The organism is Methanosarcina sp. 2.H.A.1B.4, assembly GCF_000979385.1.
Taxonomy (GTDB): Archaea; Halobacteriota; Methanosarcinia; order Methanosarcinales; family Methanosarcinaceae; genus Methanosarcina.
The window spans coordinates 1-17308 of sequence record NZ_JJOV01000011.1 but is presented as its reverse complement, the minus strand read 5'-3'; the positions used below and the strand labels follow the sequence as shown (position 1 = coordinate 17308).

The following is a 17308-nucleotide window of genomic DNA, read 5'->3' as shown; positions in this document are numbered from 1 at the left end:
TGTGTCAGGTGTGCAGGTGGGAGGGAAGGTTCTGCACCAGGTTCAGGGGACACCGGGTTATTTAAGTAAATCAATCAAAAGTAAATCAATCAAAAGTAAATAAATCAAAAGTAAATCAATCAAAAGTAAATAAGTCAAAAAAATAGATTTTCGAAAGGAGTAGCCTGAAATCTTGACGTTTTTCCGGCTTACAAGCTTACTCATATTAGCTTACGCTTACCAGCCGTGGATTTCTCCTTCAGGTTCATCCTCATCAAGGTAAAAACGAAACTCTTTTTTTTCGGTATCTTCCACGAACACAAACTTCTCTTCAACCCCCACTTTAGCAAAAGAAAGGGCGTCATCCCCGTCCCTTACAGCCGGCAGGATGTCTACATCTACATGGTCATAGATCTCGCTCTCCGGCAGAAATGCTGTGATGATGAACCAGTCAATGTCCCCTGCATAATCCTTACTTACATAGCGGCTCTGGTCAGGTGGAATTTTGGTAGCTTTCTGGTGCATCTGGGCTCCGTCAGCCCTGTAAGCTACAAAACGGACGGTATGTCTTGTTTTATTTTTGATTATAGCCAGTATCTCACTCCCCTATCTTTTAAATTTTTTAAAATAACCCCATTTCAAGGAAATTTATATTATGGATTAAATTCTGCCGAGTAAATACTTTTGGAAGCAGAGTTTCTGAAAAGTGTTTTGTTGCTTAAAAGTGGATGCCGTTTTCACCTGTTAATAAATTATTAATGACATGGATGTTAATTGCAAGTTAAAGTCTACTAAAGCCATAGATGTTAACTTTGAATGGAAATCTTCTGGATAAAAGCTGGAAATGAAACCCGAAAATGAAACCCGAAAATGAAACCCGAAAATGAAACCCGAAAATGGGGGTCTGAAAACAGGAGTCTGAAAATGTGGGTCTGAAAATGACTGAAAACAGGACTCTGATAATAAGGGTTGAAGTGAAATAAGGGTTAAAATAGGGCTGGAAGCAAGAAGCTCTACGAATCAAATTTTTAAAAGGCAACCCGAAGGCTGCCATAATTTCGCTTAAACTGGTGGTTTCTTAAATAGTAAAAGGCGAAACCTGCAGTTTTGAAGAAATCAGACCAGCAGGTTAATCGGGTGCCTGGCTGCAGGTTCGATATCAAGGTCAGCTACTGACTCTGCAATCATTATGTCGCTCATGGCAGCCATGGGAAAAACGTATGGGGCATATTCTATGGGGCCGTAGAGAATAAAATCCCCGCCTGCCGCCTGTTGCAGGCAGGTTGAGCCTATATCGCAGATTTTATACAGGACCGGGTCTTTTTCTTTCTGCCGGGTCAGCCAGTTCCAGGCTGAGGGAGCGTTATGAATTCCAGAGCCTGTAGGATGCCCCCATTTTGCTTTTGCGGTAATGGTCATTCGGAGAGCTATTCCGGCCCCGTTTCCCATAGGGGTGATGCTCGGGTCGATAAGCTTGTTAACTATTCCACACCTGTCTGCAATTGAGAGAAGGCCCTCTTCTAACAGGCCTGCACCTGTTTCGAGCATTTCCATCCTGCCCTGGAGGGAGGAGTCCATTGCATTAAAACCCAGGATAATAGAACTGTCAATATCGGACTGCGCAAGAGCTTCTATTTCAGAAGCATTTATGCTCATGTTTATGGAGTTATAGACTGCTCTATCTGCAAGCCCTATTTCACTCACATACTGTGCTGCATGTGCACGCACGGTCCCTTCGGGGGAATCGATGAGAAAAGGAGAATCCGAGATCTCTGCAATAAAATCAATATAGTGCATGATGCTTTCGTTGGTAGTGCCAAAGATATGGACTATATGGGGATTTCCGGTAGTATCCGAACTCGACTCCTGCAGGTTTACGAGTTTTTCGGCAGCGGCCCTATCAAAAAGTCCTTTTGCCGCGTCTTCTACGATTTCGTGTTTATTATAAAAAATAGTCCCTGCAAGTACGGTAGGTAGTTCTCCAGGCTGTCCGCCTACCTTTACCCCCGCAATGTTAACAATTTCCTGTTCTTTCTGGAACTTAAACATCTTTACGCCCTCAAAATCCACACTTTTCAAAATTCACTTACTTCTTATGATCAATTCACTTACTTCTTATGATTAATTCACTTACTTCTTATGATTAATTCACTTATTTCTTATGATTAATTCACTTACTTCTTATGGTTTCAGGATTCGAATTGAATCTCTTAATTATGAAACATCCATATAAAACATACTAATTCTAAATATATTTTCAAATCAATATATCCCCGGATTGAAGGATCAAAGGCTTTCTGCCAGGCAGATAATTCCTGCCATTGAATCCATTACGAATTCTCCTGAGATTATTACATCCCCTGAAGTGGGAACTGCAAAAGAGGACTGCCTCTTTTTCGGGGCACAGACAACCATGGGCTCTTCAGGGTATGCTTCTTCCCTGTCCTTATAATCTTCAACGAGCTTCCGGATCTCTTCAGGGTCGTTTAACCCTATTCTGTCCAGGAGTGTAACCTGCTGCTGGAAACGGTCGACTGCGTCTCTGGAGATATTTTCTATAAAGGGAATTGCACCCTGCGAACCTATAATCCTGCCTTTTTCGTCGATCCCATTTGCGTGGATTGCAAGCAGGGAGTGGCCTGCCAGATGTCCCCTTGACTCGGTCCCGCAGATCAGGACATACCGGATATTGGAGTTTGAAATTACATTTACAATTATTTTTTCGACGCCCAGGTTTTCGGTCTTTGAACTCCCCCAGATGGCAGCATCAGGGCAGGCATCAAAGTGGCTTGCAAGGGTTACGACTGCGATCCTGGAATCCGGTTTTCCTGTGACGTAGTCCCCTTTTAAAGGGGGCCAGCTTTCTGCAATGGTCTTCAGTGAATCACCTTTTTTCTTTCCTTGTGAAGGTAGGATAGTGCACTTGCAAGCATGATGGCTTTTGTGAAATGCCCGCCTACCCTTGACGTGTCTACAAACACATAATCGTCCATTAATACCGGAGCTCCGAGTCCGTCACCTCCGCCAAGGAAGGCAATGGTCCGGAAAATAAGGTTGCCGGATATCCCGTCAGGGGCAATAATGAAGTTCGATTCCTTTATGGCGTCTTCAATAAGAATTGTATAGTGTCTGGCATTAATCCCGAGTTCCAGAGCTCTTCCTGTTACAAACTCCCCATCTGCGAGGGTTCTGTCCACGCGCCTGTCCCTTCCTATATCTCCCATCCTGCCTCCGGAAAGCACTCCTACTACGGGCTCGACTCCCAGCCTCCTTATATGCTCTGCACCAAGGGTAATCATACGGAGCTTATCTGCGATCGTGTTTCCTTCATCGATTCCAACAGGGGCGAGGAAGAAAGGTGTGCCGTCCGCTGTCAGAAGGAGGGCAAGTCTGCAAACCCTTTTCATGCCAAGGGCTTCTTTCAGGTTTGAGATCGTTCCTGATGCCTTTGCAGTGCCTCTTATAGCTGCATCCACCTTTCTTGAAACCAGGAGTTCCGAAAGGACTTTTTCGGGGTCGTCGGTATCCACAACCTCAAGTTCAGTCCCGATCTCGTCAATTTCTTTTTTGTTCCCTACAAGGACAACCTGTGCATATCCCAGTTCCTGGGCTTTCCAGGCACTCTCAAGAGTTTTGGGATTCGGTTCCCTTATTCCCATAGCTACCCTTGCCCTGTTCGTCCGGGCTCTTGCTTCGATAGCTTCAAGGAGGGCGTACATGCCGTTCTTTTCCATATCCATCCAGACTTTTATGTAAGATTTGAAGTAGTTCAAAGAAAAACAAACACACACATTAATTAATTTTGCCCTTCCCGAGTTGCGCCACCCGAATTGCGCCTCGGGATCACAGGAAATCGGAGATTTCCTGGGAGTTGCGATGTAATCGCAACAGTACGCGGTCCTTTTCGCTGCGCTCAAGAGGACTACTTGATGGGCAATTAACATTGTTTAGGTAGGAGGACTGAATTATAAGTTATGCTTTATTCTAAAAAGGGGTGCCGGGAATAATTGTAGGAGTACATGCGGGGAACTTGTCCAAAAAATTAGAACATATAAAGTTAATAATGAGTTCCTTTTTTATTGGTATGGTTTAAGATGATGTCGGCGATCGAATGGGCTGAAAAATACCGCCCCCGGACCCTTGGAGATGTCGTGGGGAACAAGAAGGCAGTGCAGGATTTCAGGGCATGGGCTGAGGAATGGCAATCCGGGATCCCTGAGAGAAGGGCAGTTATTCTCTATGGACCTGCAGGGATAGGGAAGACTTCAAGTGCTCATGCACTTGGCAGGGATCTGGACTGGGAGGTTATTGAACTCAATGCAAGCGACCAGAGGACTGCAGGTGTTATTGAGAAGGTTGCTGGCTCTGCAGCGTCAATGAATACGTTTTTTGGTGGAAAGCGTCTTATTATCCTTGATGAGGCGGACAATATACATGGGACTTCGGACAGGGGCGGAATGAGGGCTATTGCCGGGATCATAAAGGCCACACTCCAGCCGATCGTGCTTATTGCAAATGACATTTACGGGTTAACACCCACAATCAGGAACCTGTGCCTGGAAATTAAGTTCGGGTCCGTGCAGAGCCGTTCAATGGTCCCTGCTTTGAAGAAGGTTTGTGAGGCTGAGGGAATTTATTGTAGCTCGGAAGCTGTCCTGCAGATTGCAGAAAATGCGGGTGGAGACTTCAGGAGCGCCATGAATGACCTCCAGGCTGCAGCGAGCGGGAAAGAAGCGCTTGAAGTTGAGGATATCGGTACTGCAGGCAGGGATGTCAAGGAGAACATCTTTAAGGCGATGCAGAAGATCTTTAAAAGCACTGACTGTAAAAGGGCTCTTGAATCTGCACGCGGGCTTGATGAAAGCCCTGAAGATCTCGTGCACTGGATCGATGAAAACCTGCCTATCCAGTATGCCCGTAAGGACGGTGACCTCGAAGATATAAGGACGGGTTTTGAATATATTTCAAAGGCTGACCTTTATCTGGGGCGTGTAAAAAAGCGCCAGAATTACAGGATGTGGAGGTATGCCAGCATGCTTATGGTCTGCGGGGCTGCCCTTTCAAAGACAAGACCGTATCCCGGCTTTATCAAATACCAGCAGCCTTCACTCTGGAGAAGGCTCGGGCAGACGCGGTCGAAGCGGGACATGCGGGACAATATTGCTTCAAAAATCGGGGAGCACAGCTTTGAATCAATGCATTATTCGAGGAACAACCTTCTAGGGTTTTACTCGCGAATGCTGAAGGATGAGGGATCTGCAGTTGAAGTTACTGCAAATCTCGGGCTTGAGCTTGAAGAGCTGATGTACCTCTCAGGAAGCGCAAAGGCAAGTAAAAAACTGCAGAAAATTTACGACGACGCGCAGAAACTTCTTGATGAAAGAAAAGATAAAACCGAAGAACCGGAATTTTTTAAGGCTCCTGCTCCTACAGTAGACAATAAGCAGAGAACCCTCAGCTGCCCTGTTATAATTTCGGAGGACGAAAAGGAGACTCAAAAGGAGACTCAAAAGGAGGCTCAAAAGGAGGCTCAAAAGGAGGCTCAAAAGGAGGCTCAAAAGGAGACTCAAAAGGAGGTTCCCGCCTGCAAATCTGAAGCTTCTGATTCTCATCCTTCGGAAGACAAGCAGAAAACCCTTATCATGGGATTTGACACACCGCCGGAGATTCCCGAAAAAAAAGAGACTTCAGGAAAGATACTGCCTGGTGGGCCGGAACCTGTAGATAATAATTTATTTTCTTTTTCCGTCCCCTTGCCTGAAAATAAATCCCTTTCTGAATCTGTAGAGAAGAAAGCTTCTCCTATACCTTCAAAAAAGAAAGTTCCGACTAACAGCGACCTGTCAAAACAAAGTATATCTGACGAAGCTTCGCCCTCCGCAGGCACTCAGGATAATACAGGAGAAGTTTTGAAAAAAGCTGAGCCTAAAACCCAGAAAACACTTTTCGACTTTTAAATTTTTTAGAGCGCAAATCGTTCATTTTTTTCCATTCTGGATTCCCCAATCCAGAAAAATTCTTCTTTATTTTCCTTAAACTTTTTCTAAATCTTCAGGTTTTCTGACAGTCGGTTTATGTATGCCGCATTTTCGTACTTTACCTCGTTCAGTTTCAAAAGATGACGATATATGTTTTTTGTGGGTTTGACAGCATGTGTATTTGAAACTATTATACACAAATAAGCAACCATACACAAATAAGCAACCATACACAAATAAACAATCCGACTAAACAAATACACAATCCTCGCTGCTGCAAAAGAGGAACTGAGGTTTTATGTGAGCGGAACCAACTGGGTTGACTTTGAATTAAAGAAGAAGTTGTTGGTGTGTTTGGGAAGTTTGGATTGGAATCCGCTCACAAATGCAAGTATACAACTTTAGTTATAAATACTTATTTAATATATTTAGTATATTCTCTTACCTACCTGATTTAATGTTTCTTTACATGTAAAACTCTTTTTGTTTTATTATTTCGAGTTACAGTTATTTCAAAAGGTTCCCAGGAATTAAACCTGTAATCCGTATGATAACAGTTAAGATTAGTTAAGATAAGTTGAGATAAATTGCGATAAATTGAGAGAAGTTGAGATAAATTGAGATAAATTGAGATAAATTGAGATAAGTTGAAATTCTGCAGGTCTAATTGAGGTAACATATGGTAAAGTTGAGACAAGTCTGAAAAAAGTTAAGAAATGTTAAGATTATAATATTATTTTTAAATAAAGTTGAGAAAAAAAAGCCGTGAGAAAAGTTTGTGAGCGGGCTTGGGGAGTTGGGGGAATAGTTGGGGGAATAGTTGGGGGATATGGGTTTGGGGTTATACTATGGAAAAGAGGCCCGCTCACTTAGCATGAGTAATATTACATCCTATAAATAGCTTTCTATAATATGCATTATAATTTATAATTACAATTTTATAGTTCTTATTTTCTCAAACAGTTCTTCACAATAATGTTTTTCTGGAACCTGTGCAGTCAGATAATGGATCTCAGGGTTTTTAATAACACTGGAAGAAGCACGGATAAGAAGGAATAGCACTTACTTGATAGTCTGGTGGCGGCTCTCCTCACTGAAGAGGGCTGTTTGATTATTCAATTTCAGGACAAAAATATGTGCATTATTATCTTATTTCCGTGACAGCATTTCCATTATTATCTTATTTCCGTGACAGCATTTCCATTATTAATAGAGTTTAAAATAGAGTATTACCTGGTATTATCCTGAAATACGCCTGAATAACCCTGCAAAACTAGCTTGACTTCTAGAGTCATTTTTTACAAGCCTATCAATAGTATCCTGATAATAGTATCTTATTGACAGTATCCTGATGACAGCATTATATTATAAGATCACGTAAAAAGGTAGCAATAGAATTCTTATGAGCGGGTTGGGGAGTATGAATTGGGGTGTTGGGGGGTTGGGGTTATCTTACAAAAGAGAGACCCGCTCACATATTACACCATGTTAATCTCGTATAAATATATTTTGCTTGTATGAATTCTGATACAAAAAATACCGAAAGAATACCTGCAAAAGGCGGGGATTTTCATACTTTCAAAGCAGTAATTTTATATTTCCTTTTCAGTTGTTTCCAGTTGTTTTCAGTTGTTTCCAGTTGTTTTCAGTTGTTTCCAGTTATCTATCCGAAAGATGTAGGTCAATAACCCCAACTAAAGTGGGAGGCTTGTTTCGGCAAGCCTTGATTAATCAGTCAAAGTCTAATTGACTCCGTCGGATATGTCATGATACGTTTGGATGCTTCTTCAGTCCACTTCCCTATCATGTAGCATCAAAAGTCCTGAGAGGTAGGGGGCGGTGTGTTACATACGATAAGCATTTCCAACATTGGCAAGAGGAGGCGGTTTTCCAGAACCGTGTTACCTGCTAAGGAAATTCGTTTCCAAAGCAGAGTGGAGAAATCCAATAAAGTGGAAGGAATGCCAGAAAGTTGATTGTATTCCTTCCTCACTGAAGTAACGGGCATCCTGCCTTAGAGATCGTGAAATTATATGTGTATATAAATACCATCAGTTTAAATAAACTTACAATCCCTTTTCCGAACAAAAGACATATATATTACTAGTGACTTGTTGACTCTGCATTTCAAGCAATTGCTTGTAAAGCAAGCATCTAAGAAATGCGACTTATAGCAAACTGGGCTCGTGGTCTAGTCGGTCATGACATCGCCTTTACACGGCGGGGATCCTGAGTTCGAATCTCAGCGGGCCCACTCTCTGTTTCTTCCTTCTTTTCTGATTTAGAGGTTTTATAGACCTCCTTTTCTAAAGCTTCTATTCTTGCTTCAAGGTCAGATTTCACTTCTGATTGTGTAACTTTAAGTTCACAGTTCAGCTCTTCATCCAAAGAAATCACATAAACAGGCTTACCGTTTAATTCCGTTTTGAAAACATAAGCTGTTTCTCCGGCAAGGTTTATTTCAGATTGTGGGAGCCTTACTAAAGGATATGTAATCTCTGGTTTAACCCTATGTTTCATAACTTTGGACTTACCTAAAAGCTTCATTCTTCCACCTCTATAATATCAAACAAAAGGTTACTAAATATTTATGTAACTTTGCATTTTTTGATATATGATTAGAATTTGGAGGTGAAAAACTAATTTTTAACAACCAAGCCTATTGATAGTTAGGTATCAATCTGTATGGTCAGACACCCGTTCCCTGCGGTCACTCCAACGCACAACCTACAGGGTAAGGGCTGGAAAGTGTCGGATAAGTGCCGGGAAGAGGGAGTCAATAAACTCCACACTTCCAGAAGTTCGGGCAGTCCTCACAGCCTATAAAGTTGTTAACCTTCTCATAAACAGTGTGGCAGGGTATAGGGGGATAATCCTTTTTCATTATCTGCCCGATGTGGTACAGGGTTTTTTCTTTGTTATAGTCCGGCTGAGTTTCAAAGAACTTGCAGATATCTCCGGGTTGCATCCCTGCGCTTATTAGCTCCCTTGCTATGAATAAGCGGGTGAAGTTTCCTGCATCTCCCTTACCGTGTAACAGCATCTTAGAAGCTGTTAAAACGCAGGGCTTAACCTTGTACTCTCCTATGCTTACGGTGCTTACTGAGGGATTCTCTGTGGTTCTGGCGGCTTTCTTCCGGGCTTTCTTTGCTTCGTCTACATAAGCCTTGTAACCTGAAATATCAATGAATTTTATCTCAAGGTTTGAAATCTTCCGAAGAAACTTTCCTTCCTGCATTATCTTTGATTTCTGCCCGCTTTTGATTCCGAGGGGAAGCTTAACAAAGTTCCCGAACTCGTCCGGGTTTATGTGCTCCTGCTTCGGGAATACCTCTATATCTGTGTTCGGTTTATATCCCAATTCCCTTATAATGTCCCTGCCAAAAGCATAAGCGGCAGACGCATCAACCGGCTTAAGGAATATCCAGAAGTGGTAAGAGTGTTCCCTTCCTGAAAGTTCCAGAACAAAAGGAATGTTCAACTTATTCAGGAATTCCTCAAGCTGTCCTTTCTGCTTCTCTGCTTCCTCTATACAGGCTTTTATCTCTTCCTTTGTTGCTTCCGGCTTAGGGTGTGCATCCACATCGAAACATAACCATTTTACAAGATTGGTCTTGTTGTCGATCTGGTAGCCTCCTATAGTCATTTTCCCGGAAAGGTGGTCTTTAATGTCTTTGCTGGAAATGCTCTTTTTTACATCAAAATATCGAGTTGTTACAGGGTTATAAAGTTTATAAAGATCTTCCCTGTTAATGATTAATTTAAGGAATTCCTCGTTAACTGTGTAAACTTTGCTCTCCAAATCGGAAAAACCGTCTATAATATTACATAGACGGTTCTTTGAATTTAGAAAGACTTTTTTAGACAGTTTTCTATGATTTCCAGCATGTGTAAGCATCTCTTCAAAGTTTTTGCAGTGAATTGTTTTTGGTTGAGTAATTCCTGAACCTTCATATTCTATGGTTAATTTGTTCCTGCATCCGTTCCGGTGTTCCTCTATCCCGGTTATCTGCCTGTTAAATCCCCACTTAACACAGGCTCTTACATCGTCTATACAGCATCCAAGGGCGAATACTACAGAGGGGTTCTTTCCGTTTGGGTCTTTCACTCTGCTCCAAGCCTGCCATGTGTCGCAGTGTACCGACTCGTATAAAAGTTTTTTAGACTCTTCTACTGTTTCGGTGATTGAGTCGAAGGCGTTTAAGGGTTTGTTTGCTATTCCTATAGCAATCATTATTCGGGCTTCCGAGGTAACGCCGATAGTTTCCGAGCCTTTATAATAAATTACAGGGTGTGGTCTTCCTGCCTGCTTAAGTCCCCTCTCTATACTCCGGGCTTCCTCCTTGCTAAGTGCAATTATAAGTACTTCCTCTTCCTCGTAGGATTCCAGAATATCAATACATCGGCTGATAATCTCCGGGCGCATCTTATAGCGTGACCTGTCGCCTATGGCGTTGTATTTCTTGTTATCTGCAAGAATTAACATTTTCTCGTTGTTGTTTGTGGGGTCGCCATGTTGCCCGAATGTTGTTTTAAGGGGTGAAACCTTCCCCATAAAAAAGTCTGAATAGTCCTTACTGCAAAAAGTGGCAGTAGTTAATATTATTCGCCTGCCTTCTCCCTGCATGCTCATAGTAAATTTTCTTATAGTGTCCACATACAAGAAATCGAGAGCGGATACTTTTATCTGAATAATCCCTCTATCCTTGATAGCATTGATAGACAGCTTAAAGCTTTTCCCGATTGCGTTAAATTGGAGAAGGGCTTTAACTTCCTCCATACTTAGATTATAGTCCTCTCTGTGCTTCGTAAGCTCGATCAGTTCTTTAATAAAGCCTGCTGTTTCCTTTCCTCTTGCGTCTCTCTCCTGTCCTGTGAAAGCTGGATTCTGATAATCAAGGCTAAGGCGGTGATTCCAGTATTTCGGACTCTCCGCGCCTCCGAGGACTTCATGAACTTTTATCTTAAAAGTGTCGTCCTCTGCTATTGCTTTCATTTGCTCTATAACGTTCTTGATATATTCGAAGTCCTGACAGGCAGAGCTATATTTATTAAAGTCTGTCCTGTATCCGTTTTTACTATCATAGACTATGTATTCCTGTTGTCTTCCGTATTGGAGTTCGTGGACTTCATCGAGAATAATATTCCGGCTTCCCGCGATACTGTTTAATATCTTCTCTGCCGTTGTCCCTTCCCTGAACATAACTGCAAGCTGTAAGGCGGCGACCTTCGCATAAGTCAATACAAAACCGTCCGCGTTAGGTCTTCTTAGTGGGGCTGTAATCGGGCAGGTGTCGTAATGTTCGCAGTCCTCGCACTTGTCAGCAAGTGGCAGGTATTGAAGTTCCTTAAGGTCGGGGTATTCCTCGCATAGTTCCTGATTCTTAATACAGTTCATGTTAGATTTTACGTGTATAACATCGAGTCCCGGCTTCTCACAGAAGTTTATAGAGTCCCTTACAATCGTCTCATCTGCAATTTTGTTAGTAGGTACTATACAAGTAAACCGTTCTTTCCTGTTTCCTGACTCTGCATTTAAGGAAGTGGTCGCGCCTGCCCTTGTAGTTTTATATACCTCTATGTGTCCCTGTTGGAACATCTCGTATATTTCCCAAGCTGAAACCGTTCTCCTGTCCTGACTCTTCCGGGGACAGCCTTCTATAGGTTTCTGTGTTGGTTTTCTTTCACTTAATCTCTTCATTCTTATCTTTTTTTCCCGAAAACAAAGACAGAAGGCTCTCCACCAACAGCGAAAAGACTATATAGAATAGAGTAATAAATATTCCATTGTGAGATGGTTTTTAACTTACTCTTACTATTGAGTCAGTCAGCAGGAAGCAGTTTTAGGGTCGCCAAACTATAAAACTGTCTTCTGCCTTTGTTTTCTTTTCTTTTTCTTTTGTTACTCTCAGTTATATCTTCGTTATAAAATATTACTTTTAGTAATAATCGTTACTTCTTGACTTCTTTTAATTCTTCTGTTTGGTCTTATATGTGGTGCTTTCTTCCGGGGCTGGTCATAATTGTAATTATGGCAGTTCGGGCAGGTCTTCGGCGTTCTGTTTGCGAACCTCTGCGGCCAGGAGTAATTACAGTGTAAACATTTTTTCATTACTGGAGTTCTGTCTTCAGTCATCAAACTAATTAAACATTCAGGGCATAAAAAGTATATGCTCTTTTGAAAGAATTTAATACTCTGTGCATGTATAGCAATGTTAGAAATAGTTATCAAAATATAAAGTTTCTTTTACATTCTTTTAAACAGTTAGAAAAGAATTATTAAATTATATTAATATGCATGCCGTGACATTATAAAAGAGATAATTTAAATATATTGATACTGCTTCTATATTTGCTATTTACTTATCAGATAAGGTCTTAAAATCCTGCTTGGCTGTCAGTTGGGCAGGGTTTAGAGACATATATACACTGTCCCAGTTTAAACGAAGCCTTTAGGATTCTTTTAGGAAGCTTATAAGAATTTTGTTAAGCACTTCTCCTAGATTCGTTTCTCCTAGAATAATCACTGGATCAGTGTTTGATATAATTTAATCCATTTCTCAGCCTCTTAAACGTTTTAAAAAGGTTTATTTAAGGAAGGTAGTAAAATCTTGTTATTATCGGGAATATTTGTTTGAATTTAGAATGGTCTTAAAATTAACGGAGAGATTATTATTAAAACTGGCATAATTGTTATCGGTATGATAATTTGCACTCTAGCCTTAGGCGGGACTATCTATGCGATGGGAGTAGGAGGAGGAGGTGCGGCGGTAGATGTGTTAATGATTTCTCAACACGATGTATTTGGCCCACAACCTGAGAACATTACGCAAGATGTACAGGAAAGGGCCCAGCGGGTAGAAAACTCAGTGTATAATGCATTATCAGGTCAAATAGGAACTGAAGGAGTTAGTATAAGCATTGAAAGCGAGATAGTACGGTCTTCAGCATACAGCATTTCATATAAGGGAGACGATTTTGAAATCCATAAAAGATATAGAAACTTTTTAAGGGAAGCCAAGGACGTCGTTTCTATTACGGAAAGTGGTAATCTAACAAACCAAACAACCATCAATAAAATTGATAAAGAACTTGCTCAGATGGAAGAAGCAAAGCAAGAATTATACTAATTTTCTTTTTTTTCTTTTTTCCGTACTTCTCTCTTTTCCAGACAATTTCTGCAATCTGAAGTCTGAATAAAGGAAACTTATTTACTATTTTTATACAATACTATTTTACATCCTGCTTTCGGCAGGTCGACATAAAAATCCATTCTATATTTTTATTGATATCGTTTTTTTCAGAACTTTTGAAATTCAATTTAAATCAAATTTTGCTAAATGTTAACCATGATATCATTAATATATATTTATACTAAATTAGATAATTGGAAAATTTGATTACATATATAGTTCACATGACACTGATTTTTAAATTAACCTACAAAAAACAACACTCGAAAATGTTTAAATGTTGAGATGTGCTTACTGCCGAATGTAGGTTACATACCTGTTATTGACCAATTCAGCCGGATAAGTAAAGTCAAAACTATTACGCATTATTATTATTTGCGAAATAAAGAAACTGATCAGGATGATCATCAGAGGCAAACGGAAATATAGACTAAGATGGTTAGGTCTTGGTTAAAAGATCATCCGGTGAAAGATGTTAAAAGGCCTATACGTGAATTTGTTCCTTACAGTGTTCTGGAAAATGATTATGTAACGCTGTGTGTAGCTTATAGATATCGTATACATTCAGGACATATCTTGTAACGGCGTGGTGTTCTTTGAGTTACTGTTTTTTTGAGACGATCGAATAGTATTTTGAATAAAATCCGAAGTTTAATATAGATTGCGATAAATTGAAAATAGTAATGAGGAAGTGCAAGTTAAAAAAAGTAGATACAGTCGATGACTCAAACTTAAAAAGATCACGATTGGTTGAATTTACAGTTAAATATGAAATTAAAAATAATGGCAATGATATAGAATTACATGAAATCGATGCTAATGAACTTGCAACCTCTTTATTAGGAATATCTAATTTATTAGAAGAGGCAAATTCTGTTCTTGATGTTGGTTCTAAATTATCTATAAAAGTGCGTGGCTCTTTTAAACCTGGATCTTTTATTGTAGATATTGCATCTTTTTACAGCACAAACATTATTCAAACCGTTTTTAATTCAGGTTACGAAATTGGAGTTATTGCTAGTGTTGTTGGGATTGTGGGGTTTGTTCATTCGGCTGGTAATGGTATAGTTAATACACTTATTTGGTTTTGTAGGCTTACAAAAGGTAAGAAAATACTTACTAAAAAACCAGTTGGAAATGATACTAGTGAAGTATATGTGGAAGGTTGTAATAGTCCAATAATAGTGAATAATCTTGTTCTTAATTTATATGAGGATAAAAGATCAAGGCAAGAATTAGAAAAAACAGTTTCACCTCTTAATAATGAGAAAATATTGGATATAACTTTTATAGTGGATGGGAAAGAACAAGAAAAAATTTTAAGAGAAGAAAGAGATTATTTTTCTTATATAAGCAATGAAACCATTGAAGAGAGTGAAGATATTTCATCTTTTTATATAACGCAAGCTAATTTTGATGGTAAAAATATAGGGTGGCGTTTTAGTTTTGGTGACTCTTCAATATCACAAAACAAATCAAGTGATTTTCCAGTTAAAATATTAGATGAGAAGTTTCTAAAGAATGTTTCAACAAAAAAGGAGATAATAAGCAATGATGGTACGGCAATAATAAAAGCCAGATATAAAAGAACAACTCATATATCTGAAAAGTTAGTTACAAATTGGGAGATATTAGAAGTTTTGGGAACTGTTGATTCTCCAAAGAAATATGTTAAATTGGAATTAGATGATTTCAATTAAATAAGAATTATAGAGTATTGTTGACTGTTTTAATGCTTTTAATGTTTTTTTAAATTCCCTGCTGGCAGGACTTCTCTTTTCTGCATGTGTCCCTCCTATCTACAGAGAAGCTTGGTATACTGCATTTCCTGTAAGTCCTGGAGTACCTTAAAACCTGGGAGTTCCTAGAAACAGCAAATCCCTGGAAAACTGGGCTTTATCTAAGGCTCTGTAAAAGGTCAAAAGGTTAAGATTGGTACTACAGGCTTATACTATTGTTGCTTTTCCTGGGCAGGAATTCGGGGATACAATACTTTTAGGGACTATGTGTTTCTTACTATTTTTTTACTTTAAAGTTTAGGGGTATCGAAGGCTAAAATATAACCCTCTTTATTTTAATGCCTATTGATAGCGTTTTTAACCATACTTAAAATTTGTTCCTATAGTCTCTTACACGCTTCTTAACTCAAACACATAGGCAGGCTTTCCTGCTTGCGTTTATTTTTTCGAGTTAACAAGTCATAGGAAAAATACTCTATTTTCAGGTTTCACGCTTTCCAGTGGAAACCGAGGTATAGTATATAAGTGAGTAACACAAACGCTTAAATTCTTCATACTAAGCGTGTGACCATAGAGTGTTCAATTTTTTGTTAATTCTCATAAGGTGCTCTTCCCGTGGAACATCTTCAAGGTCAAAAGGAAATTCAGGCAGTACTCAATGCCGAAAACAGTCCAAGTTGCTCCATGAAGTTATAGTATAGTGTATACAAACTACTAAGCTTATATAGTATGTATACATAATACTACTTGCACAACAAACATGGAGCATAACAAACATGGTTTACAAAAATATAAAGACTGCGACGGCTCAAGAATTAGGTAGAATCGCAGGTGTACAGCATCATGCATGGGGAATAAGAAACACAAGCGGCGAAAAGTCAAGATATTCAAGACCAAAGCCCTTTGAAATTTGGTTTAATCAGGGTATAGTTTTCTATGAATCGAAAGGATACAAATTTCAATGGCTAAACCTGATTACTCTTAAAGTGACTCTCCCGAATGGGAAAACAGGCACAAGAGACTTAAGCGACTTCGAAAACGAATACGAAAACGAATATAAAAAGCAGTTCCCCAACTGCTATTGATTTTTTAAGGAGTGATTGAATGATGGATACTAAAAAACACTATCAAGGACAGAAAAAGGCAGAGGGAGAATATTATAATAAACGCAAGCTGTGCCCTCTCTGTAATGCGATTTTAAAGAACGTGTACATAAGGGAGACAATTCCAGATACCAAAAAGAAAACATTTACTGTTGTTGGTCTTGCCTGTCCTGACTGTGACCACATGGAAAGACTCAAACCGGAAAATATTGGAGATTCCTGCAAGGATCAATAATCCTGAAATTCTCAAATCCCGGAGGTGCTAACATTGAGTATAATAAAGCGTGTCCTCAGTTTTGCATTCTTGATATTTCTGCTCAGGCTGATTATCAAGGGCTTCTTAATTCTGGTAAAGGCGTTTTGGTTCGTGTTTTATTGGCTTTGTTGGTATCCTCTGTTTATCGCCTTCTATATCGGGCTGTACCCTCTTATCTGGCTTTATAAGCGTGTCTTCTGAGATATGCCTATGTTCCCTTTCCCTTTTTTAATAATGGCTCATATGGGCTTATAGTGCCCTTATACGTGCCCTCTCTGGCAGGCTGTGCGGGTGCTCTATGCCCTACACATAAAGGTAATGATATATCTTTAATACGGGTCTATGCATGTTACTGTATAGGTTTACTGTATAGGTGATATATATTCAGCATATCCCATTCATTTTAATTTTTCGCGATCAAACATATTTACTACTCCTACATATTCTACCGATAGTGATTACTATCAATTCGCAATGCTTATAATATAGATCTTCTTTTATTTAACTGGTGATAATTTGTCTTTAATAAAAACAGTATTGAAAGGCATTCTTGGAATGTTTGTTTTATTAATAGTATTAGGAGCTGTATTCGGAGGTTCATCTGATGATACAAAAGACGTTTCTACAGAAGATGATACAGAAGATGTTTCGGTAAATGATGAAAGTAGCGATACAGAAGATGTTTCTACAGAAGATGTTTCGGCAGATGATGAAGCGGTAAGTGACGAACCCGAAGTAGTTAGTACTTCTTTCTCAGATTTTACTTATCTCGATCCAGATTCAACTCAACTACAGAAAGAGAGCTTTTTCGATGAAAATTTTAAAGATAAATATGTAACATGGTCGGGTACTGTATCGACAGTAACTGAGAGTTCTGGCTCATATGCAGTTCAAGTGGTACACAAATCCAGTACATTGATATCGGACGTTCGTGTTGAATTTAGGGCTGACCAAAAAGATAAATTAATACAGTTAAAAGAAGGAGATCCAATAACTTACACCGCTAAAATGACCAGATATGGTGAAATATTAGGAATGTCTGCTGAAGACGGTGTGGTTG

11 protein-coding genes and 1 tRNA gene are annotated in these 17308 nt (G+C 39.6%); 7 read left to right on the top strand and 5 right to left on the bottom strand.

What is annotated here, in order from left to right; genetic code table 11:
* Positions 1–216 precede the first annotated feature (216 nt).
* From EO92_RS02260 to mtxX, 4 genes are all read right to left on the bottom strand, one after another.
* On the bottom strand, positions 217–504 hold the full coding sequence (locus EO92_RS02260; RefSeq protein WP_048134989.1) for a hypothetical protein: 288 nt from the start codon (positions 502–504) through the stop codon (positions 217–219).
* A gap of 591 nt (positions 505–1095) precedes the next feature.
* Positions 1096–2028, bottom strand: coding sequence for a tetrahydromethanopterin S-methyltransferase subunit H (mtrH, locus tag EO92_RS02255; RefSeq protein WP_048169032.1), 933 nt, complete (start codon positions 2026–2028; stop codon positions 1096–1098).
* Positions 2029–2265: 237 nt separating this feature from the next.
* Complete coding sequence (locus EO92_RS02250; RefSeq protein ID WP_082107917.1) at positions 2266–2859, bottom strand: tetrahydromethanopterin S-methyltransferase subunit A; 594 nt, start codon at positions 2857–2859, stop codon at positions 2266–2268.
* Complete coding sequence (gene mtxX / locus EO92_RS02245; protein ID WP_048163485.1) at positions 2856–3713, bottom strand: methanogenesis marker protein Mmp4/MtxX; 858 nt, start codon at positions 3711–3713, stop codon at positions 2856–2858. Before mtxX ends, EO92_RS02250 begins: the two co-directional genes overlap by 4 nt.
* Before the next feature lie 360 nt (positions 3714–4073).
* Here mtxX and EO92_RS02240 point away from each other — a divergent pair, with 360 nt between their 5' ends.
* Complete coding sequence (locus EO92_RS02240) at positions 4074–5936, top strand: replication factor C large subunit (RefSeq protein WP_048168983.1); 1863 nt, start codon at positions 4074–4076, stop codon at positions 5934–5936.
* Positions 5937–8137: 2201 nt separating this feature from the next.
* Positions 8138–8211, top strand: a tRNA-Val gene (locus tag EO92_RS02235).
* Between the two features lie 522 nt (positions 8212–8733).
* On the opposite strand, the gene EO92_RS02230 is transcribed toward EO92_RS02235, so the two are convergent.
* Positions 8734–11658, bottom strand: a complete 2925-nt coding sequence (locus tag EO92_RS02230; RefSeq protein ID WP_156165705.1) for a hypothetical protein — start codon at positions 11656–11658, stop codon at positions 8734–8736.
* A gap of 1042 nt (positions 11659–12700) precedes the next feature.
* Between EO92_RS02230 and EO92_RS02225 the strand changes: the two genes are divergently transcribed.
* From EO92_RS02225 to EO92_RS02200, 5 genes are all read left to right on the top strand, one after another.
* Positions 12701–13087 carry a hypothetical protein gene (locus EO92_RS02225; RefSeq protein ID WP_156165704.1) on the top strand — a complete coding sequence of 129 codons (387 nt, stop codon included), beginning with the start codon at positions 12701–12703 and terminating at the stop codon, positions 13085–13087.
* An 809-nt stretch (positions 13088–13896) separates the two neighbouring features.
* Positions 13897–14850 (top strand): hypothetical protein, encoded by a 954-nt coding sequence (locus EO92_RS02220; protein ID WP_162197438.1) that lies wholly within the window; start codon positions 13897–13899, stop codon positions 14848–14850.
* 815 nt (positions 14851–15665) lie between these two features.
* Positions 15666–15974, top strand: coding sequence for a hypothetical protein (locus EO92_RS02215; protein WP_048168978.1), 309 nt, complete (start codon positions 15666–15668; stop codon positions 15972–15974).
* Between the two features lie 19 nt (positions 15975–15993).
* Positions 15994–16227 (top strand): hypothetical protein, encoded by a 234-nt coding sequence (locus EO92_RS02210; RefSeq protein ID WP_048168977.1) that lies wholly within the window; start codon positions 15994–15996, stop codon positions 16225–16227.
* Between the two features lie 537 nt (positions 16228–16764).
* Positions 16765–17308 (top strand): hypothetical protein (locus EO92_RS02200; protein ID WP_048168973.1); only part of this gene is annotated, 544 nt, incomplete at its 3' end.

What these genes read in the sequence shown, in the direction of transcription:
- EO92_RS02225 (WP_156165704.1), top strand. Translation starts at nt 12,701, where the DNA reads ATGGGAGTAGGAGGAGGAGGTGCGGCGGTAGATGTGTTAATGATTTCT.
- EO92_RS02215 (WP_048168978.1), top strand. Translation starts at nt 15,666, where the DNA reads ATGGTTTACAAAAATATAAAGACTGCGACGGCTCAAGAATTAGGTAGA.
- mtxX (WP_048163485.1), bottom strand. Translation starts at nt 3,713, where the DNA reads ATGGAAAAGAACGGCATGTACGCCCTCCTTGAAGCTATCGAAGCAAGA.
- EO92_RS02260 (WP_048134989.1), bottom strand. Translation starts at nt 504, where the DNA reads ATGCACCAGAAAGCTACCAAAATTCCACCTGACCAGAGCCGCTATGTA.
- EO92_RS02240 (WP_048168983.1), top strand. Translation starts at nt 4,074, where the DNA reads ATGATGTCGGCGATCGAATGGGCTGAAAAATACCGCCCCCGGACCCTT.
- EO92_RS02210 (WP_048168977.1), top strand. Translation starts at nt 15,994, where the DNA reads ATGATGGATACTAAAAAACACTATCAAGGACAGAAAAAGGCAGAGGGA.
- mtrH (WP_048169032.1), bottom strand. Translation starts at nt 2,028, where the DNA reads ATGTTTAAGTTCCAGAAAGAACAGGAAATTGTTAACATTGCGGGGGTA.
- EO92_RS02230 (WP_156165705.1), bottom strand. Translation starts at nt 11,658, where the DNA reads ATGAAGAGATTAAGTGAAAGAAAACCAACACAGAAACCTATAGAAGGC.